Origin of the sequence: Algibacter agarivorans, assembly GCF_039543245.1 — a bacterium.
In the GTDB taxonomy this organism is placed as follows: domain Bacteria; phylum Bacteroidota; class Bacteroidia; order Flavobacteriales; family Flavobacteriaceae; genus Algibacter_G; species Algibacter_G agarivorans.
Genome location: NZ_BAABJJ010000012.1, coordinates 20,761 through 44,493, shown reverse-complemented (window position 1 = coordinate 44,493; position 23,733 = coordinate 20,761). Strand labels below are relative to the sequence as shown.

21 protein-coding genes and 1 tRNA gene are annotated in these 23,733 nt (G+C 32.1%); 12 read left to right on the top strand and 10 right to left on the bottom strand.

Features of this window, described 5'->3' with window-relative positions; translation table 11 throughout:
* Nucleotides 1-24: 24 nt before the first annotated feature.
* On the top strand, nucleotides 25-1,221 hold the full coding sequence (gene odhB, locus ABD935_RS05005; protein ID WP_345190555.1) for a 2-oxoglutarate dehydrogenase complex dihydrolipoyllysine-residue succinyltransferase: 1,197 nt from the start codon (nucleotides 25-27) through the stop codon (nucleotides 1,219-1,221).
* Nucleotides 1,222-1,714: 493 nt separating this feature from the next.
* On the opposite strand, the gene ABD935_RS05000 is transcribed toward odhB, so the two are convergent.
* The 6 genes from ABD935_RS05000 to ABD935_RS04975 all read right to left on the bottom strand — a co-directional run bounded on the left by ABD935_RS05000 (nucleotide 1,715) and on the right by ABD935_RS04975 (nucleotide 9,157).
* A complete protein-coding gene (locus ABD935_RS05000) occupies nucleotides 1,715-2,347 on the bottom strand; it encodes a response regulator (protein ID WP_345190554.1) in 633 nt (210 codons plus the stop codon).
* A gap of 34 nt (nucleotides 2,348-2,381) precedes the next feature.
* Nucleotides 2,382-2,825, bottom strand: coding sequence for a retropepsin-like aspartic protease (locus ABD935_RS04995; protein ID WP_345190553.1), 444 nt, complete (start codon nucleotides 2,823-2,825; stop codon nucleotides 2,382-2,384).
* The gene (locus ABD935_RS04990; RefSeq protein WP_345190552.1) at nucleotides 2,779-5,370 is read right to left on the bottom strand and encodes a CHAT domain-containing protein; all 2,592 of its coding nucleotides are present in this window, start codon (nucleotides 5,368-5,370) and stop codon (nucleotides 2,779-2,781) included. Before ABD935_RS04990 ends, ABD935_RS04995 begins: the two co-directional genes overlap by 47 nt.
* A gap of 31 nt (nucleotides 5,371-5,401) precedes the next feature.
* Complete coding sequence (locus tag ABD935_RS04985; RefSeq protein ID WP_345190551.1) at nucleotides 5,402-7,354, bottom strand: DUF7849 domain-containing protein; 1,953 nt, start codon at nucleotides 7,352-7,354, stop codon at nucleotides 5,402-5,404.
* A 292-nt stretch (nucleotides 7,355-7,646) separates the two neighbouring features.
* Complete coding sequence (locus ABD935_RS04980; RefSeq protein ID WP_345190550.1) at nucleotides 7,647-8,624, bottom strand: hypothetical protein; 978 nt, start codon at nucleotides 8,622-8,624, stop codon at nucleotides 7,647-7,649.
* 89 nt (nucleotides 8,625-8,713) lie between these two features.
* A complete protein-coding gene (locus ABD935_RS04975) occupies nucleotides 8,714-9,157 on the bottom strand; it encodes a hypothetical protein (protein ID WP_345190549.1) in 444 nt (147 codons plus the stop codon).
* A 142-nt stretch (nucleotides 9,158-9,299) separates the two neighbouring features.
* Between ABD935_RS04975 and ABD935_RS04970 the strand changes: the two genes are divergently transcribed.
* The 10 genes from ABD935_RS04970 (at nucleotide 9,300) to ABD935_RS04925 (ending at nucleotide 15,973) form a co-directional block, all read left to right on the top strand.
* Complete coding sequence (locus tag ABD935_RS04970; RefSeq protein WP_345190548.1) at nucleotides 9,300-9,881, top strand: RNA polymerase sigma factor; 582 nt, start codon at nucleotides 9,300-9,302, stop codon at nucleotides 9,879-9,881.
* A 5-nt stretch (nucleotides 9,882-9,886) separates the two neighbouring features.
* The gene (locus ABD935_RS04965) at nucleotides 9,887-10,633 is read left to right on the top strand and encodes a tetratricopeptide repeat protein (protein ID WP_345190547.1); all 747 of its coding nucleotides are present in this window, start codon (nucleotides 9,887-9,889) and stop codon (nucleotides 10,631-10,633) included.
* Nucleotides 10,634-10,808: 175 nt separating this feature from the next.
* Entirely contained in the window at nucleotides 10,809-11,576 is a 768-nt protein-coding gene (locus tag ABD935_RS04960) for a TatD family hydrolase (protein WP_345190546.1), read from the top strand.
* 3 nt (nucleotides 11,577-11,579) lie between these two features.
* Complete coding sequence (locus tag ABD935_RS04955; RefSeq protein WP_345190545.1) at nucleotides 11,580-12,611, top strand: asparaginase; 1,032 nt, start codon at nucleotides 11,580-11,582, stop codon at nucleotides 12,609-12,611.
* A 74-nt stretch (nucleotides 12,612-12,685) separates the two neighbouring features.
* Nucleotides 12,686-12,773, top strand: a tRNA-Ser gene (locus tag ABD935_RS04950).
* Between the two features lie 74 nt (nucleotides 12,774-12,847).
* A complete protein-coding gene (locus ABD935_RS04945) occupies nucleotides 12,848-13,621 on the top strand; it encodes a MotA/TolQ/ExbB proton channel family protein (RefSeq protein WP_345190544.1) in 774 nt (257 codons plus the stop codon).
* Nucleotides 13,622-13,641: 20 nt separating this feature from the next.
* Entirely contained in the window at nucleotides 13,642-14,073 is a 432-nt protein-coding gene (locus ABD935_RS04940; protein WP_345190543.1) for a hypothetical protein, read from the top strand.
* Nucleotides 14,074-14,076: 3 nt separating this feature from the next.
* On the top strand, nucleotides 14,077-14,667 hold the full coding sequence (locus ABD935_RS04935) for an ExbD/TolR family protein (protein ID WP_345190542.1): 591 nt from the start codon (nucleotides 14,077-14,079) through the stop codon (nucleotides 14,665-14,667).
* A 23-nt stretch (nucleotides 14,668-14,690) separates the two neighbouring features.
* Nucleotides 14,691-15,167, top strand: a complete 477-nt coding sequence (locus tag ABD935_RS04930; protein WP_345190541.1) for an ExbD/TolR family protein — start codon at nucleotides 14,691-14,693, stop codon at nucleotides 15,165-15,167.
* Between the two features lie 116 nt (nucleotides 15,168-15,283).
* Nucleotides 15,284-15,973, top strand: coding sequence for a porin family protein (locus tag ABD935_RS04925; protein WP_345190540.1), 690 nt, complete (start codon nucleotides 15,284-15,286; stop codon nucleotides 15,971-15,973).
* Between the two features lie 389 nt (nucleotides 15,974-16,362).
* Here the strand turns inward: ABD935_RS04925 and ABD935_RS04920 are convergent, their stop codons facing one another.
* From ABD935_RS04920 to ABD935_RS04905, 4 genes are all read right to left on the bottom strand, one after another.
* Nucleotides 16,363-16,968: a hypothetical protein gene (locus ABD935_RS04920; RefSeq protein ID WP_345190539.1), complete on the bottom strand. Its 606-nt coding sequence runs from the start codon at nucleotides 16,966-16,968 to the stop codon at nucleotides 16,363-16,365.
* Nucleotides 16,968-18,425 (bottom strand): RNA polymerase factor sigma-54, encoded by a 1,458-nt coding sequence (gene rpoN / locus ABD935_RS04915; protein ID WP_345190538.1) that lies wholly within the window; start codon nucleotides 18,423-18,425, stop codon nucleotides 16,968-16,970. The genes ABD935_RS04920 and rpoN overlap by 1 nt, the downstream gene beginning before the upstream one ends.
* A gap of 249 nt (nucleotides 18,426-18,674) precedes the next feature.
* Complete coding sequence (gene asnS, locus ABD935_RS04910; protein ID WP_345190537.1) at nucleotides 18,675-20,108, bottom strand: asparagine--tRNA ligase; 1,434 nt, start codon at nucleotides 20,106-20,108, stop codon at nucleotides 18,675-18,677.
* A 103-nt stretch (nucleotides 20,109-20,211) separates the two neighbouring features.
* Complete coding sequence (locus ABD935_RS04905) at nucleotides 20,212-22,599, bottom strand: efflux RND transporter permease subunit (protein ID WP_345190536.1); 2,388 nt, start codon at nucleotides 22,597-22,599, stop codon at nucleotides 20,212-20,214.
* Nucleotides 22,600-23,012: 413 nt separating this feature from the next.
* Here ABD935_RS04905 and ABD935_RS04900 point away from each other — a divergent pair, with 413 nt between their 5' ends.
* Nucleotides 23,013-23,633: an RNA polymerase sigma factor gene (locus tag ABD935_RS04900; protein WP_345190535.1), complete on the top strand. Its 621-nt coding sequence runs from the start codon at nucleotides 23,013-23,015 to the stop codon at nucleotides 23,631-23,633.
* Nucleotides 23,634-23,733: the final 100 nt, after the last annotated feature.

Here is a 23,733-nt window from a genome sequence, read left to right as displayed (position 1 = left end):
CATATACAATTAAAATTATAAAAAATGATTTTAGAAATGAAAGTGCCTTCACCAGGGGAATCCATTACAGAAGTGGAAATAGCAACATGGTTAGTTGAAGATGGAGATTATGTTGAAAAAGACCAAGCTATTGCTGAGGTAGATAGCGATAAAGCAACCCTTGAGTTACCTGCTGAAGCAAGTGGAATTATAACGCTTAAAGCGGAAGAAGGTGATGCTGTAGAAGTTGGAGCAGTAGTATGCTTAATTGATACTAGTGCCGAAAAACCTGAAGGCGGTGGTGATGCACCAAAAGCTGAAAAGAAAGAAGAAGCACCAAAAGCATCAGTTGAAACTAAAACCTATGCAACAGGTTCTGCAAGTCCTGCTGCAAAAAAGATTTTAGCCGAAAAAGGTATGGATGCAAAGGCTATTTCTGGAACAGGAAAAGATGGGAGAGTAACTAAAGATGATGCTGTAAATGCAGTGCCTTCAATGGGAACTCCAACAGGTGGTAGTCGAGGTACTTCAAGAAGTAAAATGTCTATGTTGCGTAGAAAAGTAGCCGAACGTTTAGTAGAGGTGAAAAATACCACAGCCATGTTAACTACGTTTAACGAGGTAGATATGTCGCCTATTTTTGCATTACGGTCAGAATATAAAGAAACCTTTAAAGCAAAACACGGTGTTGGTTTAGGGTTTATGAGTTTCTTCACTTTGGCGGTAGTTAGAGCTTTAGAAATGTATCCAGCAGTCAATTCAATGATGGATGGTAAAGAAATGTTGTCTTACGATTTTTGTGATATCAGTATTGCGGTTTCAGGACCAAAAGGATTAATGGTTCCAGTAATTAGAAATGCTGAAAACTTAAGCTTTAGAGGTGTTGAGTCTGAAGTTAAACGTTTGGCAATTCGTGCGAGAGAAGGTCAAATTACAGTTGACGAAATGACTGGAGGTACATTTACTATCACCAACGGAGGTGTATTTGGTAGTATGTTATCTACGCCAATAATTAATCCACCACAGAGTGGGATTTTAGGAATGCATAACATTGTTGAACGTCCTGTTGCTATTGATGGAAAAGTTGAAATTCGGCCTATAATGTATGTGGCTTTATCTTATGATCATAGAATAATTGATGGTAAGGAAAGTGTAGGGTTTTTAGTAGCTGTAAAAGAAGCTTTAGAAAACCCAATAGAGTTATTAATGAACAATGATGTTAAAAAGGCTTTAGAATTATAATTCTAAAATAATATAATTAACCATAAAAAAGGTGTTGCATCGTTTGATGTAACACCTTTTTTGGTTTAAATTAAGATTGACTAACTAAAACACATAAAGATATTTATAGAAATAACTATAATAACTAAAATGACTAATCCTATAAAACAATATTTTTTAAGAATATTATTTTCTTTTTCCATTATTGGGGTTTTGAACAATAGTTTGGGTTTTTAAATTAAATTTAAAAACCCTGCATCATTACAATGCAGAGTATCTAAAAAAATTCTCTCTCAAAAGAATTAATTAATAGCACGGTAAAGATATGTGGCAATGTTGTGAAAAAAAATAAGCACTTCTACGTATTTTTATGGAAAATGAAAGTTTGTGAAAAGCGAAAACTCTAAATTATTACAATTTAGAGTTTTCTTTAATTCTCCCTAAGAACTAATTAATAGCACTGTAAAGGTAGTTTATGGAAACGTTTAAAAAAATAAGCACTTCTACGTATTTTTTAAAAATATGCTTTGTTTAAATTAGCCCAAACTACAAGAGCGGTGGGTTTGTTATTTAAGCCGAGTTTTGCTACTATGTTGCTTCGATGCTTATCAACAGTTCGAACAGAAATGGAAAGTTCATCTGCAACGTCTTGACTGGTTTTATTCTCTGAAATAAGTTTTATTATTTTTAATTCGGACTTAGTTAAAGTGTCAATTTTTTCCGGCTTTTTCTCTAATGTACTTGCGTTTAAGTAAGATGTTATTTCGTTACTAAAATAGGGTTTGCCATTAATAGCCTGACTTATGCAGGTCTCTATTTCTTCAATCGCAAATTCTTTTAAAATATAGCCGTAAACACCAAATTTTAAGGCTTGATCATATGGTTCTTCTTCTTTATCAAAAGTGATAAGAATTACTTTAGTTGATAAACCATTTTTTTGACAAGCTTCGGCAATCTCTAATCCCGTTTTATGTGGCATTCTTATATCAAGAATAGCTATTTCGGGTTTTAATTTAACAATAAGATTGTACGCTGTGTTTCCATCTGCGGCACTGCCTAAGATATTAAAGCCTCTAGATGTTAAAAAATCGGTTAAACCACGCAGCATAAGCGGATGGTCATCTGCTATTACAATAGATGTATTCATAGGGACTTAGAGAGAAAATTATTTACTATTAAATTTATAATTTTAAATATAGATATTTCTTTTCATAATCTATAACCCCTTTTGCTTTTTTTAAAATGTCTGCGCCAATAATACCATCAACAGGTTTAGAATTGTGGTTTATAAGTGCGGTATTAACATGGGTCAGGTTAAATAAAACTAAAACAATTTTGCTATTGGACCATTTTCCAATTTTGACTTTATTTTTTTTAGACATTTTGGTTTCCATGTCTATAGCGCCGGCACCAGCAGCTTTTATCATGGAGTCTTCAGCTTTTAGTTTAAAAGTTTCAATACCTTCAAATCCAACACAAGAACTAGAAGCGCCTGTATCTAAAATAAATAATCCTTTTTCACCATTTATAGTGGCCTTAATTTCGAAATGATTTGTTTTTGTAAGGTGTAATTTAACTTTAGTGTATCCTTTTTTTAGAAGAAATTCTTGAAGCGTTTCTGCCATAAATTTTTGATTTGAACAATAAAAGTAAAATAATCAAAACAATTAATATCCCAAAAATAATATAAAATGTAAAGCCTTGAGATTTTGCAACTTCTGGAATGCCATAAAAAACGAATGCACTCCAGTAATAAGGCGATTTTTTAATATTACTTATAGATTCATTTTCTAAATATTTAATTTTTGAATGATGATTAGCAACAAAAGCAGATTCACTTTCACTATAGTTTTGGTAGAATAATTGCATGATTTGCGAAGTCGATAAATCGTTTATTTGCCATAATGAAAACAATAAATTTTGAACTCCTGCATATTGGAAACCCCGAGCTATACTCATAGCGCCCTCTCCTTTATAAAGTTTGCCGATACCTGTTTCGCAGGCACTTAAAACGACCAGGTTAGTATTTAAATCTAGGCTATATAATTCGTTTAAAAAGATGGAGGTGTCATAAAACGATAAATTTGAAGGTTTTACAAAATCGCCGCTACTGGCATGCGTAGATAAGTGTAAAACACCATAATCTGAAGCATTTTTGTTAAAGTTGGTTTTCGTCGCTTCGGTTCGCATCAACATTTGCGATTGCATTACATTTTCAATAGCGTCGGCTTCATGTATGGAATAGGTGAGTGCTTGTTTGGTGTTTTCGAAAACAGGAAAAAACCCTAAAACAGTATTGTTATCGAGTTTGCTAATCTTGTTTAAGTACAATATAACACTACTGTTATAGACTATTTTTTGATTGGTAATAACAAACGGCATTTTAGAAAATGAAGTGGTATTGGTTTTTTCTTTTAACAACCCTTCAAAAGGAATGAAATTCAATAAACCATCTGGAATAATGAGCACATTTTTATAAGAAGAAAGCGCATCAAATTTTAATGATTTATAGATATTGAACGCTTGGTTTGTATAGTTTTTAATGTCGTTATTTATTGTTGATGACGAATCAAAAAGACTAATAAAATTGGTAATGTCGCTTTTAATCGATGTGTTTAGAGGAATTCGATTTAGGATAATATCGTTGTTTGAAACTATAAACTGATAGATGCTGTTTTTGCCATAAAAATATTCGACTAAAACAGTATGGTCTACTAATAATTGCCTTTTCATAGCTTCCAAAGAAAACAAGTCGTAGTTATCCGGATATTTTTTAGAAATAGCGGTTTTTAAAGATTTCAGTTGCATGCTAATAGCGCTAAGTTGCGTGCCTAAATCATTGATTTCTGAGGCATTTAATCCCTCTTTTACTAATAAGCTTGTAATGTGTTCTTGCTCTTTCAATAAATCGAATTCTTTAACTAATAAGCTGTCATTTGGAAAACGTTGCAAGTGTATTTTTTTTAGAAAAACGGCTTTTAAAACCGAAGCTTTATTGTTTTCGGAGTATTGAAATGCCTTAAATAAAAGCGCCTTGTTTTTAGTTTGTTTATATGAATCAAAAAGAATATCAATACATTTTTCGCTTCTAATACGGTTATTGGTTTCGTTTAAAATTTTGGTTTCTTGCGAGGTCCAAGCGTTTTGTAATAAACCGGAAACGTAAAAGCTTAAATCGTAACACTGTAAAGCCATTTCTGGATTGGTTTCAATTTCAGCATATAAATCAAAAATATCAATGAATTTGTTTTCGGGATATAACAAGTTTTTTTCGGGTAATCCTTCCTTTTTAAAATTTGGTAATAACGCTTTAATGGCAAGGTTTAAATTATTTAAAGCATCGTCTGGAAGTTTCAATAGATAATAAAGTTGTGCTTCTTCAATATAAAGCAGTGCTAATGCTCTTCCTGTAATTTTATTTTTAAGTTGATGGTTTTTATATGTTATAAAGGACGTTAAGGCTTTCGGGTAATTGCCGTTTTGTAACTGAATTAAATAGGTGTTTTTTTCTTTCTGAAAAGTTGAGAATTTAGTTGAACTGTTTAAAGAAGATGCTTTTTCAGATTGATTTAAGGCTATCAAACTTTCGGTTTTAATATTATGTAAATGTGTTTTTTGTGCTTTGGATATGTTTGGCAATTTGTAGGCATCATCTATTGTTTTTATAGCTGTTTCGTGTTTGCCAAGTGTATAATAAAGTTTTGCAAGATTAATACTGCCACTAATTTGATGCCCTGTATTTTTGGTTTTTTCAGCTAAAAAAATGTATTGATTTATAGTAATTAGAGCATTGGTGAAATCGCCTGTTTTGGTATATAAATTACCTAGTGGTTTTAGACAATTTTCAATAATATCAAATTCTGAAATTTCAGAAAGTTCATGCTCATTAAATCGTTTTAAAGCGTCTTCGTAAGTTGTGATAGCTTCATTTAGTTTCGACGTTTCAAATAAGTAATAAGCTTTATGAGTTTGTAAAAAAACCAATGCGAGTTGTTCATCCTTAGTTTTTACTTGATTTTTGAAGTCAGACTCTTTAGTGTTTAAAAGTTGAAGTGAAGTTACATTTTGATTAGCAATAAATGTTTCAGCCACTACATAAATAGTTTCTTCAAGGTTTTGGGAGAAACCAAATCCGTAAATAAAAAAAAGAAGAAAGTATGTTTTTTTCATAAATAAGAACTGCTAAATGAGCCTTAGGCTCTCAGAATTTCCAGATGGCGTAAAATTGCCAATAATTAAAATCGTTTTCAAAATTCATGATATATCGTGCGCCTAAACTAGGTCCAATTCTGGCAAAACCAGCAGTGGCTTCAAATAATAAACCAGTTCGTAAATTGGTGAATGAATTGGTTTCGTTATTTGTTTCTTCAATGGTATTAAAAATAGGCGCATCAGGTTGCTCGCCTTCAAATTGCTCAATAAAAACCATGCTGCTGCTCTTTTCAGTTAAAGAAATAGTGTTTTGTAAGCCAGCACCAAGTCCAATATAATTGTTAATGTTATAACGTAATAAGACAGGAATGTCCCAATCTATATTTTCGTATGACATGTTTGTAGTTGTGCGTTGCCTGAATCGAAAGCCTTGAGCTTCTTGTACAAATTCTTCTTTAATAGCTGTGTTTCCATCATAATTATGAAAATTATTCATTAATTCTATTTGCCAATACCAGCGGTAGGATTTGTATGGTGAGAGTGTAGCTCCAAAAAAGTAGCTTTCAGAATTCCTTAATTTGGAAAACGAATTATAGCCTACTTTTGTGCCAATGGAAATTCCGGGTAAAAAACGGGTGGTAGAATAGTTTGTAATTATTGGGTCATTTTTATCGAAAATAATAACGGTTCTACTTTTGGTTTTTTTCTTATGAAAATCTTTAGAAAATTTGATACTGTATTTTACAAAGCCTTTGGTAGAATCATATGCTTTTACATTTTTCTGTTCGCTACCAGGTAAATAAATATTCTTGAATGTGAAAATAGCTTGAGTATCTGTAAATGTAGTATCTAAGCAACTGTAAACAACCTCGTGTTTGGGGCAGATATCACATTTTGGATACATTTCTAAAACCTTTAAAGTAGATTTATCCAACATGTCTGGAATATCGGTTTCTAAACGTATCGTGTTAGCCGGTCCTTCACCATTATTTTGAAACTTGATTTTGTATTTTAAGGTTTTAAAACGAACCAATCTGTAGTTCATAAAGGTGCCGTTCGACGACATTTTATTAGGGTCGTGCGAGGTAACAATTTCCATTTCCATGTCCTTCACTTTGTGATTATCATAATTTCCATCGGGTACATAAATGCCACGAACTGAAATTATGGCGCTCGTATCTTTAACCATTTCGGGAGTTGTTTTTAAACTGAAAAAGATATGACGCTCTTCTTTAGGTTGCATATTATCGAATTCTAAAACACTCCAGTTTTTATATATGGCTTTAGATTCTGAAACGGTTAATGGCAAATTGGTTTTTACGGTAGAATCTTGCAATACTTGATTAGACTGAATAATTTGATTGCTTATAGACGCAATGTATGTTCCATCATCATCTATATTTCTGGTAAAAGCAAAAGCATCAGTTGAAACCTTCTTTTCATTATGATGAAGCCTTGTGTCTGTTATTTCAAAATTATCAGCTTTATATTTTAATTCATTATAAAACAGATAGAGTTTTCCGTTTGTATTGTAATTTTTGATGTTTTTATAGCTTAGGATGGTTACAATGTCTTCATTGAGTACAGGTTCTCTGTTACGCTTTAAGGTGAAATCCTCATCCATAGTTGCTATGTCTTCATGTTCGTCAGAAATAGTATTAACAGTTATTTTTTTAGGTCGCGTTGTAGGTGGTTTTCCAGTGTCGTAATTATTGGTTGCCCAAAGTTTTACTTCATATTCGCCTTTGTTTTTGTAAACATGTTTTGGACTTTCTTCTGTGCTATAATGGCCGTCTCCCAATTCCCAGTAATGGGTATAAAACGCTTTGGGCGCACCCGCAATTTGATTTAAAGAAGGGGTTTCTGGAGTTAAAACTACCGTGTTGCCATTTACGTTTGCTTTTATTGTTGCAGTTCTTGTAATGGTGTCGTTGACTAGTTCTTGTGCTGGAACATATAGGATACATGCGAAAAACAGAAATAAGGCGAAATGTTTTTTCATTATACATTTAGTGTTTAGTTGTTGATAAATATACAAAAAGAGATTACTTTTTATAACGCATTAATATTAGATACTATCATAATGATATTGGCACTTATGACTAGAAGTATAAGAACAACTAATATGAATAAGTAAACTATTTTTTTCATAATAGATATTGTGTACATATTTATATCCATTTATAGTATGTTTTGTTACCCAAAAAAAACCAGAAACACTTGGTTTCTGGTTTTAGGTAAGTAGGTCGAAAAATTGGGGAAACCACTAAGTAGGTAATTAATTGTGTAGATGTTTAAGGTAAACCATTAATTATGTTTGTAAGTTGTGCTTGAGTAACTATAGACGTTTCTCCGTCTGTAATTGTTATAACTCCGTTTTCTGTAATGGTTGCAGCTTGTACAGCATATTTCCAGTCATTAGCTTCTTCTGTTACAAAAATAACATGGCATTCTAATCCAACAGGAATTTGTCCGTAGTGCTCACTAAATAAACCTGATTCAGCATCGTAAGTATCTAGATTTGCTAGTCCGGTATCTTCACCATCATAAGATAGAAATACAGAAGAATTTGTGTTATCATAGCCTTCTGGTACGCCAACTAGAATAGTTGTTTTTGGTCTTGGGTCATTATAGAAACGATCCACGTTAGACCACCCGAAATCTCCAATAAAAGCATAGTATTGATTGCCTTCTGCGAATACACCACCTTGACCAGTATTATCGCGTTTGTTTTCATCCCAAGCTAAGTTTCCTTCTGCATCAATGGTGCCATCCCATAAAAGCATGTCATTGTCGGTTCCACCTGTTAAATTAGAGGGGATGCCTAATTGGATATCACAATTTGTTTCAAGAATGTTTCCGTTTTGAGTAGCTTCAATAAAAAACTCACCTCCAGAAATCAATAACGCTTTATCGCCATTTGGCAAAACACCCATAGTCGGTTTGTTGGTTACAAGCATATTTCCTTTTTCAAAAAGTTCAACAAATTCTAAATTTACTTGTCCTGTTACGGCGTTTCCGTTTAAGGTTAAGCATGATCCATTAATGTAAATGCTTACTCCGTTTTCTGATGTTAATGTTACACCGCCATCTTCAGCGTTAAACTGAAAGTCTTGAGTTAAATTTTCTAAGGCTGTTTCTTTTAAATTATTGAAATCTTCTGTCGTAGCACGAACAATTATATTTAAATCGTCGTTGTCATTTTTTGTACAGCTTGTAAAAAGTAAAGCTGTCATTACTAATGTTCCTAAAAGGTGTTTTAAATTCTTCATAATTTTGTGTTTTAAATTGTTATTCAAGTTTATATAAACAGGGCAGCTATTTTGTTACCCTGTTTAGGTAATTATTTTAAAATTTTATTTTATTGTTGAGGTTGACTGATGATCATTTTTTCTGCAATAGCATCACCAGAGGCTACGAGTTCAATCATTTTATGTGCATAAGCTTCACTTGAAGAATACCCTTTTGCCATTCCTGATGCGGTTTTAACTTCCCAGAAATAATTTCTTTTGGCGTTGCTGTTAGCTTCGCTTTTCAACATTAAATAACTTGTAATTTTTTTGTCTTTTACAATTTCTCCGCTACTTGATAAAGTTATCATGCGTTTTGCACTTTCTAAACTAAGTGATGTTCCTGCGTAAGTTCCTTTGTTTGTTTTTACTTCCCAATCAAAAACTTGGGCAATATGGTTTTTTGTGATTTCTACAACTTCAATTGAAGTGCTAAGTGTCGTTTTTTCATTTGTAGCGTTTACGTTTATTATTGATAATACTACGGTTCCGATAATTAAAATTGATTTTCTCATGATTTCTAATTGTTTATTGTTATTAATTTTAGCTTTAATTGTTCAGCCATTTTGACTGTTACACCCTTATATCAAAACCATTTTAAATTTGTTACCCTTTTTTTTGAAAGTTTTTTTACATTAGTAGCAAATACAAGGGTTAATGAGTGAAAAAAAAATACATGAAGATCAAAAATATATAGACGGATTGCTTAAAAACAACTCTTTTATAATACAAGCCATTTATGATGAGTTTGTGCCAAAGGTTGTTAATTACATTAAGCAGAACAGTGGGAGCAGAGATAGAGCTCAAGACATTGTTCAGGAAACACTAGTCACTATATATAATCAGGCAAGCGAAAAGAATCTGCAATTAACCTGTCCGTTTGATGCCTATTTCTTTTTATTATGCAAACGCAAATGGTTGAACGAATTAAAAAAATCTTCTAATAAAGAGGTAACAATTAATGAGGACGTGTTATCTAAAGGTGAAGAGGCTCAAGAATTGGCTTTTGAAACTTCGGTATTTGGTGAGAAACAAGCCTTGTTTGCCGAAATGTTCGAAAAACTTGGAACCGCTTGTAAAGATTTACTTAAAGCAACTTTCAAAATAAAATCGATGGAAGAAGTAGCAGCAAGTTTAAATGTAACTTATGCATACGCACGAAAAAAGAAATCGTTGTGTATTGGTAAACTAACAACGTTGGTTCGAGAGTCGCCCAAATTTAACCAACTTAATAATTAACTGTCATGAAAGAGCAAGATTATATAGTATTTGAATCCTATTCGTCTAATGAATTATCTGAAGATGAAGTAATCACTTTTGAAGCTAAATTAAAAAGCGACCCTGAATTTGCGGAAGCATTTAAGACCTATAAGGAATTGTCTTCTTTTTTGGAGCATACATTTGAAAACGAAGAAAAGTCGAATGCATTTAAAAAGAATTTAGAAAATATTTCTGATTCACATTTTAATGAAAATAAAGATGTTTCTGAATTTGAAGGAAAGACTAAAACCTACACTTTGTTTAAGTACATTATAGCGGCATCTGTTGCTTTGCTTTTCGGAATCTTTACTGTTAATCAATTTTCAAACCCAACGTATGGCGATTTTAATAATTATGATGCTATAAGTTTAACCGTTAGAGGTGCGAATGATGACCTTTTAAAAACTGCTGAAAACACATTTAATACAAAAAATTTCGCTTCCGCGGAAGAGGCTTTCAAACAGTTGATCGAATTAGATAAAGATAATTCTGAATTGAAATTGTACCGAGCCATTAGTAATATAGAATTAAGCAATTTTGAAACGTCTGATAACTTGTTAGAAGATTTAAGGAACGGAAATTCAGCATATAAAAACAAAGCTATCTGGTATTTAGCATTGAGTAAATTGAAGCAAGATGATAAAGGGGCTTGTGTTGATATTTTAAAAACCATTCCTGAAGACGCAGATGATTATAAACGCGCCCAGAAGTTGTTGAATAAGTTGGATTAGAAAAAGAAAGTTTTCGTGTGTTGACCTGCGAGGTTTTAAAAACCTTGTAGGTCTGGTTAAAGAGATCTACAAGGTCTTCAAGACCTAGCGGTTTTTTAAACCTGAAGGGGCTTTTCAATCCGTGAAAATCTGTGAAATCAATGTCCAACTTCAAATTCTTCATTATTTTTACCAAATGATTATTACAGACACACACACACATTTGTATAGTGAGGCCTTTGATGAAGATAGAAACGAGATGATTAATCGCGCTATTGAACTAGGTGTTTCTCGGTTTTTTATTCCAGCTATTGATTCCACATACACTGAATCCATGCTTCAACTAGAAAAAGATTTTCCTGAACATGTTTTTTTAATGATGGGTTTACATCCAACACATGTAAAAGATAATTATAAAGCCGAATTAAAACATGTTGAAGAGCAGCTCGCAAAGCGAAAATTTTATGCCGTTGGCGAAATTGGAATCGACTTGTATTGGGATAAATCCACATTAGACATTCAAAAGAGAGCCTTCAAACATCAAATACAACTTGCAAAACAATATAAATTACCAATCGTGATTCATTGCAGAGAAGCTTTCGATGAAATTTTTCAAGTTTTAGAAACAGAAAAAAGTGATGATTTATTCGGTATTTTTCATTGTTTCACAGGAACTTTAGAACAAGCACATCAAGCCATATCCTATAATATGAAGCTAGGCATTGGTGGTGTAGCTACTTTTAAAAACGGAAAAATTGACCAGTTTTTAAATCAAATCAATTTAAAATATATTGTGTTAGAAACAGATTCGCCGTATCTATCGCCCGCTCCTTATAGAGGTAAGCGGAACGAAAGTGCCTATATAATAAAGGTGCTAGAAAAGCTATCGCACATATATAATGTGCCTTTAGATGAAATTGCCGAAATTACAACTCAAAATTCTAAGGACGTTTTTAAAATTTAAGGAATGAGCAATTCTAAACCAAATATATTACTCATTTACACTGGCGGTACCATTGGTATGGTTAAGGATGCAGATACAGGAGCGTTAAAATCTTTTGATTTTGAAAACCTACTCATTCGTATTCCAGAATTAAAACTTTTAGACTGTAATATTGATACTGTATCTTTCAAAGAGCCTATAGATTCCAGTAATATGAATCCTGAATATTGGGTTCAAATTGCAGAAATTATTGAAAGTAATTACAAAGTGTTTGATGGTTTTGTTGTGCTCCATGGAAGTGATACGATGAGTTATACAGCTTCAGCGTTAAGTTTTATGTTAGAGAATTTAGCTAAACCAGTAATATTTACAGGCTCTCAACTACCCATTGGGGATTTACGAACCGATGCTAAGGAAAATTTAATTACATCCATTCAAGTGGCTTCTATGCAAATTAAAGGTAAGGCTGTGGTAAAAGAGGTTTGTTTATATTTTGAATACAAATTATATAGGGCGAATAGAACAACAAAAATAAACGCTGAGCATTTTCAAGCATTTGCATCTTTAAATTATCCAGATCTAGCTGAATCTGGTGTGCATTTGAAAATTAATAGCAAGTATCTATTTAAACCAAACGGAAGAAAAAAACTTACTGTTCATAAAAGTTTAGACCAAAATATGGCGCTTATTAAGTTATATCCAGGCATTACAAAAGTATTGCTAGAAAGTATATTTAACACTCCAAATTTAAAAGCAGCTCTCATTGAGACTTATGGTGCAGGAAATTGTACTACTGAAAAATGGTTTATCAATATGTTAAAAGAAAATATTTCTAAAGGCATTCATATTATAAATATTACCCAATGTTCAGGTGGAAGTGTCATGATGGGGCATTATGAAACAAGTAGCGCATTGAAAAAAATAGGCGTTATTTCAGGAAAAGACATTACAACTGAAGCTGCAGTTGGTAAATTAATGTATATGTTGGGAAAAAATATAACCCCTAAAATGTTCAAAACCAATTATGAAACATCTTTAAGGGGAGAAATGACTTAAAATTAACTATTATAATTTTAGCGTTCAAAGTTTTTTTTGTTATTTGAGCCCAGTAAAAAAAAGTTATTAAATAAAGAGAGGTGGCCGAGTGGTCGAAGGCGCACGCCTGGAAAGTGTGTATACCTCAAAAGGGTATCGAGGGTTCGAATCCCTTCCTCTCTGCTGAGATTTTTGTTTTTTAATTGCTTTTTTTTTATATCTTTAACACTTTAACTAATAAAATTAAGATCTAGAACATGAAAAGATTATTTTCTATCCTTGCCATAACAGGAATGATGGCTTTCGGAACCGCTAATGCAACTGCAATTGCAAACACTAGTACAGCTGTAACTACAGTAGCAAGTATTACTCAAGATGACACAGCTGCTGCTGATGAGCCTCTTGGATTTCATCAAGAATTAAAAAAGCGTTTTATTGAAGGTGGCGCTGGATTTATGGGTATTGTATTATTATGTTTAATTCTAGGATTAGCAATTGCTATAGAAAGAATTATCTTTTTAAACCTTTCAACAACAAATACTAAAAAATTAACACAAAGTGTAGAGGATGCTTTATCATCTGGAGGTGTTGAAGCTGCAAAAGAAGTTTGTAGAAATACAAAAGGACCTATTGCATCTATTTACTATCAAGGTTTAGATAGAACTGATGAAGGTCTTGAGGCCGCTGAAAAAGCTGTAGTAGCTTATGGTGGTGTTCAAATGGGGCAATTGGAGAAAAACGTATCTTGGATTTCATTATTTATCGCACTGGCACCAATGCTTGGTTTCATGGGAACAGTAATTGGTATGATTCAAGCCTTCGATAAAATTGAAGCTGCTGGAGATATGCAACCATCACTTGTTGCAGGTGGTATTAAAGTAGCACTTTTAACAACTGTATTTGGTTTAGTAGTAGCTATTATACTTCAAATTTTTTACAATTATATTATTGCTAAAATCGATAGTATTGTTAACGATATGGAAGATGCTTCTATCACGTTAATGGATCTATTGATTAGAAACAAAAAGTAATAATCTAAAACTTAAAAAAAATGGGTTTACATAAAATTTTAAAAATAGTAGCGTTTGCGCTTGCTATACTTGGTGCGATTTTTGCACTGACTATTATGGCGGGTGACGATGAAACAGCTCTAAGTATGAGTGGCAATATGCTATATGTTACATACGTTGTACTAGGTATAGTATTAGCATTGGTTGTATTATTTGTTCTAAAAGGTTTATTTGCTGGAGATATTAAAAAGACTTTGATAACAGTTGGAGCATTTGCAGCAGTGATATTTATATCTTATGCTATGTCATCTGGAACAGATTTAGACTTAACACCTTTTACAGATAAGGGTTTGGATGTAGATGAAGGAACATCTAAAGCAGTAGGAGCTGGATTATATGCGTTTTATGCACTAGCTATTCTTGCAATAGGATCTATGTTATTAGGCGGAGTTAAAAAAATATTTAATAAATAAATTATGGCAAAAAGAGCAGCACCAGAAGTAAATGCAGGCTCCATGGCCGATATTGCGTTCTTACTACTAATATTTTTCTTGGTAACAACTACTATTGAGACTGATTCGGGAATTAACCGTAAACTTCCTCCAATGGAAGAGTCTGATGAAGATGTTATTATTAAACAAAAAAATATATTTACTGTTTTGTTGAATAAAAATGATCAGTTATTGGTAGAAGATGAACCGTTGGAACTTAAGGATTTGAGAAAGAAAGCCATAGCCTTTTTAGATAATGGTGGAGACAGGTCTTGTGATTATTGTAGAGGCCTGAAAGATCCATCGTCATCAGATAATCCTGATAAAGCCATCATTTCTTTAGCGAACGATAGAGAAACATCTTATAAAACATATATTGCTGTACAAAATGAATTGGTAGCCGCATATAATGACTTAAGAAACGTTAGAGCTCAAGCTCAATATGGTACATCTTTTACAGAAATGGAAGCAAACTATAAAGATGTAAACTGGCCTGGGAATAAAGAGAAGTTAAAAGAGAAGATTGATCAAATAAAAGCAGATTATCCTCAAAAACTTTCTGAAGTACAAAAATAATTTAAGATTTAACATTTATAAATATGTCTAAATTTAAAAAGAAAAAAAGTGGCGATATGCCGGCGGTTAATACGGCATCTTTACCGGATATTGTATTTATGTTATTATTCTTTTTTATGGTAGCCACTGTTATGAGGCAAAATACTTTAATGATTGATAATAATTTACCATTCGCAGATCAGGTAGAAAAGCTTGATAAAAAGGATTTGGTAATGTATATATACGCGGGTAAACCAAGTGCTAATTATAAACAATACGGTACTGAGGCAAAAATTCAGTTAAATGATAAGTTTGCTGACGTAAAAGAAATTGCTTCTTTTATTGCTGCCGAACGCGCTTCAAAACGTGAAGAATTAATTCCCTTTCTAACTACTGCTTTAAAAGTAGATAAAGACGCTAATATGGGGTTAATTGGTGATATTAAACAAGAATTGCGTAAAGTTAATGCTCTTAAAATAAATTATACCACTAAAAAAGGTAGTGTATTTGGAAGAGATTAGTTGCTCACTCTTAATTTTATATAAAAAAGGCGTTTTGATATATCAAAACGCCTTTTAACTTTTGATAACTTTGCAATTTTAAAGTTGTAGAACTGCTTTAGCAATATTTATTAATAATGAAACATGCTTTTTTATTTTTTTTATTTATAATTACTTTCTCTTATGCTCAAGAAAATATAGTAACTAAAGAAGTTGATTCGCTATATAAAGAAGATCAATTTTATGCAGGAGTTACTTATAACTTATTAGCTAAAACACCATCAGGACTTAATCAAAGTGGGTTTTCATTAGGTTTTCATCTAGGTTTTATTAAAGATATGCCAATTAATAAATCAAGGAATTTTGCAATTGGTGTTGGCTTGGGGTTTTCTGCAAATTCATTCAATCAAAATTTATTAATTAGTAAAGATAATTCACGTGATTTCACTTATGATATATTGGAGAGTAGTAGTACCTATTCTAAAAACAAATTCTCTAGCTATTTGATAGAAGTTCCTTTTGAATTCAGATGGCGAACATCAACCCCTATGGAGTATAAATTTTGGCGTATTTATACGGGGTTTAAGTTTGGCTATGTGTTAGCGCAGACATCAAAGTACATAGGCGATCTAGGAAGCTTAAAACACAGTAAGAATGATGATTTTAATAGTTTGCAATACGGCTTAACATTAAGTGCTGGCTATAACACTTGGAATATTTATTTGTATTATGCTTTAAATCCTCTTTTTTCTAAAGATGCTCAACTTAATGGTCATAATATAAATATGAATGCGATTAAGATTGGATTGATGTTCTATGTATTATAGATGGTATAATTAGATAATCACTTATGAGAAAAATAATTTTATTATTTGTCATTGTAATTTACAAGCTGTCAAAATAAGACGAGTAGCGGAATAAACAATACTCCAACACCAATAATAAACAAGTTGAGTTTGCTAAAAACCTATCCGACAAGATCCTTAAGGCACAAAAAAAGCATTCATTTTTATAGTTTGTCTTAAGAAGAGACTGGTTCCAGAATGATTAATGGTTTAAAAGTAATACTTCAGAAAGCATCAAATAAACAAATAAAAAATTTATTTGGAGACTATAAGAGCTTGATATTTGAATCTAATTCAAATGTCAAAATTCCTGCAGTTTTAAATACAGAAGTAAAACCCTCTGGGTTTATGTAAAACCACTTAAAGACACATTATAGCCAATAGTTAACTAATGTCAATTGCGGAATTGCACCTACAAAAACACCCATGATAAGTTCTTTATAAGTGTGCGCTTTTAAGTGCAATCTGGATGTGGCTACCGCACCAATTATTATAGCCATTAAGGCAAGTGTTCCATTTATATTTATGCTAAAATGGATACTCAAAGCTATGAAAAACATGAATACCCCAGATACGGCAATCATGTGGATACTAGCTTTAAATTTCATAATAACTAGTAAGAAGCACGCCATATTAGATAATAATATCCCCACAAAGAAAAAATAAAGTTCAAGACCTTGCGAAGGGGTTATGATGCGTTGCAAAACCAGTAGAATAACAATACAGTTGAGTATTAATGGATAAATACGCTCTTTAGTTGTTTGAAGATTGATGGTTTTTACTTTTCCCAAAGTTTTTAACAAGAAATAAAGCAAAACAGGTAACATGAAGGTTAATATAAAAAGTGATATTAACTTTGCTTGAATAACCTCTATAGGAATATATCTTGGAGATTTTGAAAAATAAAAAATAACACCAAGTAACGGCATTATTAATGGATGAAAAATATACGAGATACTTTTTAATAGTTTATCCATTATATTTTTTTACGTAATCTAGCTACAGGAATATCTAATTGTTCTCTATATTTAGCTACCGTACGTCTGGCAATTGGGTAGCCTTTTTCTTTTAAAATAGATGCTAATGTTTCATCGGTTAAAGGTTTTTTCTTACTTTCTTCTTCTATGACAGTTTCAAGAATTTTCTTTATCTCTCTGGTAGAAACATCTTCTCCTTGGTCATTTTTCATCGATTCTGAAAAGAATTCTTTTATCAATTTTGTGCCGTAAGGTGTGTCGACATACTTACTATTTGCAACTCTAGATACCGTTGAAACATCCATATTTATTTCATCTGCTATATCTTTTAGAATCATGGGTTTTAAATTACGCTCATCTCCTGTTAGAAAATATTCGCTTTGATAATGCATAATGGCACTCATAGTCACAAATAAAGTTTGCTGCCGTTGTTTTATAGCTTCTATAAACCATTTGGCAGCGTCCAATTTTTGTTTGATAAAGATAACGGCGTCTTTCTGTGATTTAGATTTATCTTTAGCCTCTTTATAGCCTTTAAGCATGTTGTTGTATTCTCTAGATACATGAAGATCTGGAGCGTTTCTTCCATTAAGGGTTAATTCTAATTCCCCATCAACAATTTTAATAGCAAAATCTGGAACCACATGTTCAACAATTCTATTGTTTCCAGCATAAGAACCTCCAGGTTTAGGATTTAAATGCTCAATTTCATGAATAGCATCCTTTAGCTGTGTTTCGGAAATATCGAATTTTTGAAGCAATTTTTTATAATGCTTTTTTGTGAATTGGTCAAATGCGTTATCAATGATATTAATTGCTAAATCGGTAGCTGAGGTCTTATCTTTTCTGTGTAATTGAATACTTAGGCATTCTTGTAAATTTCTGGCACCAACACCTGCAGGATCTAATTGATGTACGATTTTTAAAACTTTATTAATGTTCTCTTCAGTGGTATAAACATTTTGTGTGAACGCCAAATCGTCCATGATATCACTTAATTCTCTGCGAATGTATCCGCTCTCATCTACGCTTCCTACTAAAAATTCAGCAATATCTCGTTCTTCATCAGATAATCTGTAGGTGTTTAATTGATTGATTAAATGCTGTGTAAACGATGTTCCTGCTGCATAGGGCATGGTTTTTTCTTCATCATCGCTACTGTAATTATTAACTTGGGTGCGGTAATCTGGAATTTCATCATCACTTAAATACTCATCAATATTAATATCTTCAGCATTTATGGTTTCGCTGTCGTTTAAATCATCCGTATTATCTAAATCAGAATCGTAATCAGAATCATTTTCTTCTTTTCCACCTTCAAGCGCAGGGTTTTCCTCTAATTCTTGCTTTAAACGTTGTTCAAAAGCTTGTGTTGGCAACTGTATCAACTTCATTAATTGAATTTGCTGCGGCGACAGTTTTTGAGATAATTTGAATTGTAAATATTGTTTAAGCATATTTTGATTTAAGGTTTTATACCAATTTGATTATAAAATAGTGCATATAATTCGTTTCTTTTCCGCTGATACTTCATGAAAAAATAGAACCGTAGCTAAGACTATGCTTAGATTTTTTACTTTATATAAGCGAAAAACAACTCAAATTATTCATACAAGATTTTAAAATTAAATTGGTATTATTCAAAGATAAAAAAAGGAATTAGTATACCAAAGTCATACCAAGATTCCTGTTTTTAAACTTTTTTACTAAAATTCGGCGTTTTGTGGTGTTCTAGGAAACGGAATAACATCTCTAATGTTGCTCATACCTGTTGCAAACATAACCAAACGTTCAAAACCTAAACCAAAACCAGAGTGCACAGCGGTACCAAATTTACGTAAATCTAAATACCACCAAAGGTCTTCTTCAGGGATATTAATGGCTGCCATTCTTTGTTTTAGAATATCTAAGCGCTCTTCACGTTGCGCGCCACCAACAATTTCGCCAATACCTGGGAATAAAATATCCATAGCGCGAACCGTTTTACCGTCATCATTTAAACGCATATAAAATGCTTTAATATTAGCTGGATAATCAAATAAAATGACTGGACACTTAAAGTGTTTTTCTACAAGAAAACGCTCATGTTCACTTTGTAAGTCCGTTCCCCATTCATTAATTAAATATTTAAACTTCTTTTTTTTGTTTGGTTTACAATTGCGCAAAATATCAACAGCCTCGGTATAACTAACACGTTTAAAATGATTATCTGTAACAAAATTTAATTTTTCAATTAAAGTCATATCGCTACGTTCAGCCTGAGGTTTTGTCTTTTCTTCGTCTTGCAAACGTTTATCAAGGAATTCTAAGTCTTCTAGATTATTATCAAGTATGTATTTTATTACAGATTTCATGAAGTCTTCTGCTAAATCCATATTGCCCGGTAAATCCATAAAAGCAACTTCGGGCTCTATCATCCAAAACTCAGCTAAATGACGTGACGTATTTGAATTTTCAGCTCTAAAAGTGGGGCCAAAAGTATATACTTTCCCTAAAGACATGGCATAAGTTTCGGCTTCTAACTGGCCAGAAACGGTTAAATTGGTTTCTTTCCCGAAGAAATCTTTAGAATAATCTATGTTGCCTTCATCAGTTAATGGTGGGTTTTTAGTGTCAAGATTTGTTACTTTAAACATTTCACCTGCACCTTCAGCATCACTACCCGTGATGATTGGCGTGTGCATATAATAAAAACCGTTATCATTAAAATATTTATGAATAGCGAATGATAGTGCCGAACGTAAACGCATAATTGCACTAAAAGTTGTTGTTCGCGTGCGTAAATGGGCATTTTCCCTTAAAAACTCAAAGGAATGTTTTTTAGGCTGAATAGGGTAGGTTTCAGGATCTGAATCTCCCAACACTTCTAATTCGTTTACTTGTATTTCAACCTTTTGACCTTTGCCTTGGCTTTCAACCAATTCGCCTTTAATATGTATGGCAGCTCCTGTTGTTATGCGCTTCAAAAGGGCTTCGTCAAAGTTTTCAAAATCAACGACACATTGTATGTTATTTATGGTTGAGCCATCATTTAAAGCAATAAAACGATTGGCCCTAAAGGTTCTAACCCAGCCTTTAATTTCTACTTCTGGTATAACAATATCTTGCGATAGTAATTCTGAAACTGTACGTGATTGCATTTGTAATAAATTTATAATGTAAATATAAAAAAAGCGTATCGGCTTTTATGCAATCAGAGTTTAAAAAAACATGTGGGAATATAAAATTAATTACCAGTAAAGTTTATACTGTTTCGTCTTCTTCGGGAATAATATTAATTGAAGGTTTTCTAAGTACTTGTTTGTTCGCAATACTGCGCTCTAAAGACAATAATAATGAAGGTAAAAGCAATAGGTTTGATAACATAGCAAATAATAAAGTGGCAGAAACTAAAGCGCCTAAAGCTACAGTGCCTCCAAAACTAGAAATGGTGAATACTGAAAATCCGAAGAATAAAACAATAGACGTATAGAACATACTTACACCGGTTTCGCGTAAAGCACCATAAACCGATACTTTGATTTTCCAGTGATTGGCTTGCAATTCTTGTCTGTATTTTGCTAAAAAGTGAATGGTGTCATCTACCGAAATGCCAAAAGCAATACTAAAAACTAATATGGTTGATGGTTTTATCGGAACACCTAAATAGCCCATTAAACCAGCAGTTATTAATAGTGGTAGTAGGTTAGGGATAAGCGATACAATTATCATACGTGCAGACCTAAACATATAAGCCATAAATAAAGCGATTAAAAATATGGCTAGCGATAAGGATATGGCCAAGTTTTTAACCAAATATTTTGTCCCTTTTTGAAAAACCAACGCTTTACCTGTCATGGTAACATCGTATCTTTCTTTAGGGAATACTTTATTTATTTTAGTTTGAAGATTTTCTTCAATACGTTCCATTTTATCAGTGCCAACATCTTTCATAAAGGTGGTAATACGTGCGTATTGCCCTGTACTATCTACAAAGTTTTTGAGTAAATCTACATTTGAAGATGAGTTTTTGGCGTAGGATAAAATAAAACTGTTTTCTTGCGATGTTGGTAATTGATAATATTTGGTGTTGCCATTGTAATAGGCTTGCTTAGAATATTTAACCAATCCAACGACTGAAATAGGTTTTGATAATTCTGGAGTTTCAATGATTAAATCTTCAAGGTCATCCATACGTTTAAGCGTAGAGAGTTTCATAACGCCTTTTTTTCGCTTGGTATCAATCATGATTTCTAATGGCATAATGCCATTAAATTCATCTTCAAAAAACCGAATATCATTAACAAATTCTGAGTCTTGAGGCATGTCTTCAATCAGGCTTCCAGATATTTTTATTTGGTAAATACCGATGATGCTTAAAGTTAATAATACAACAGATGTTATGTAGATAGCAATCCGTTTTTGCCTGACCATACGTTCCATCCAGTTTACAAAACCACCAATCCAACGTTTGTTTAAGTGTTCTAAATGACGCTCTTTTGGGTAAGGTAGAAAGGTGTAAATAATAGGGATTATTAGTAAACATAAAATGAAAATTGCTAAAATGCTTAACGAGGCTACAATACCAAATTCTTTTAAAAGTTTACTTTCTGTTAGAATAAATGTTGCAAAACCAGACGCTGTTGTTACATTGGTCATTAATGTAGCGTTACCAATTTTAGTAATTACACGTTGTAATGATTTTACTTTATTACCATGTAATTTAACCTCGTGTTGATATTTATTAATTAAGAAAATACAGTTTGGAATACCAATAACAATAATAAGTGGCGGAATAAGTGCCGTTAAAACCGTGATTTCGTAATTTAATAAACCAATAATTCCTAAGGTCCACATAACACCAATGCAAACTACAATTAGTGAGATAAATGTGGCTCTGAACGACCTGAAAAAGAAGAAGAAAATAATGGATGTTACCAGTAATGCGGCACCAATAAATAAGCTAATTTCGTCAACTATGTTGGTGGAATTTAAGGTTCGGATATAGGGCATTCCAGAAACCCTAACATCTAAGTTGTTTTCTAATTCAAAAGCATCAATGCTAGGTATTAAAACATCAATAACAAAATCTTTTCTTGCCGATGTGTTTACAATGGCTTTATTCATGTAAATAGCCGTTCGTATTGTTTTTGTTTCTTTATTGAATAAGAAATTATCGTAGAACGGATATTTTTTGAAAAGTTCGTTTTGAAGTGTTTCAATTTGATTTACAGATACAATAGAGTCTTTAATAAAAGGTTCTAAATTGAACTTTTCATTTTCAGTATCTTTTACAAGTTTTTGAAGGTCTTTTATGGAAATAACAGTTTCAACCGCTTCATTTTGCTTAAAATTATCTGAAAGTTTATTCCAGGCATTTAATTTTTCAACTGTAAATAAAGTGGGGTCTTTTACACCAAGTATAATAAGGTTTCCTTCTTCTCCAAAAGTCTTTAAAAAATTATTGTAAGTTATATTTACCTCATGGTCGTCTGGCAACATATTTGCCTCGCTATAGGCTAAACGCATGTTTTCCCATTGACGACTAAAGAAAATAGTAACCAAAAGAATACCAACAAGAATAGCAATTTTATTACGTAAAATCAATCTTGCGGTAACGTCCCAAAAGTCCTTTGTAAAAAGTTTAAACATGCTTTAGTTAAAAGATGGGCAAAGGTAGAAAAAACGAGTATAATACCTCATAATGAGACGTTAAATGTAAACTTAAATGCAAAATTATCTGTGAATAGAGGTAAATGGTAAGCACCATATCTATATGTGAAGCTTAAGCCGAACATAAATACAAGTCTGTTTGCCTCAAAACCAGACTTAATATAAAATTATTAAAAACTGTATTAATATATAGGTGTCTTTTCTGGATGTTCTTAAAAAACTATCAAACCATCAACGTTTATAATACTTTCTTGAAAGTTTATAGCTTAATTATATTGAATAAAAAGCTTCGTTTAGTATCAAAAAAGGATAAGTTTTGTTAAATAAATTATAATTTTGAAAGCTTTTTTTATACATTGTTCCCAACAAACTAGACTAACTACTTTTTTTTTATGTCACGGTTATTATATAAAGAGATGCATTCTCGTGAAAATTTCACTGAAATTAAGTATGTAAGCCGTGAAGTTTTAAAAGAAATTGGAGACGTGCAGCTTTGGCAAGAATTTCAACTTGGAAATGAAGAAGCATTTGCTATGATATATAAAAAAAATGTTTCTCCTCTTTATAATTATGGTTTAAAAATAGTCAATGATAAAGAGTTAGTTAAAGATTGTATTCAAGACCTTTTTGTGGAAATATGGAATAACAGAACCTATTTAGGGAAAGTTATATCTATTAGATCTTATCTCTATACGTGTATTAGAAGAAAAATAATTTCAGTAACACAAAAGAACAGAATGAAGGTTTCAGATACTGAAAAAAATGCTGTTTTAGATTCACTATATTCCTTTTCTGAAGAAAGAAGTCTAATTGAGAAACAAAATTTTGAACAGCAAAAAAGGCTATTGAATGTCGCCTTAACAAAACTTACCAACAGACAACGGGAAGTTCTTCATTTAAAATATATTGCTCAATTGAGTTATAATGAAATAACTCAAATCATGTCTTTAAGCAAAAAAGGAGCTTACAAACTAGTAGATAGAGCTTTACAAGGGCTCAGGAAGCATATGTGAAAATAATTTTGCCCCATAAAACTTGTTTTAGCTTTTTTTATTGGTAAAACCAATTAGCTCTTTACACAAAGAGAAATTGCAAAAATGTTAAAAAACGTCT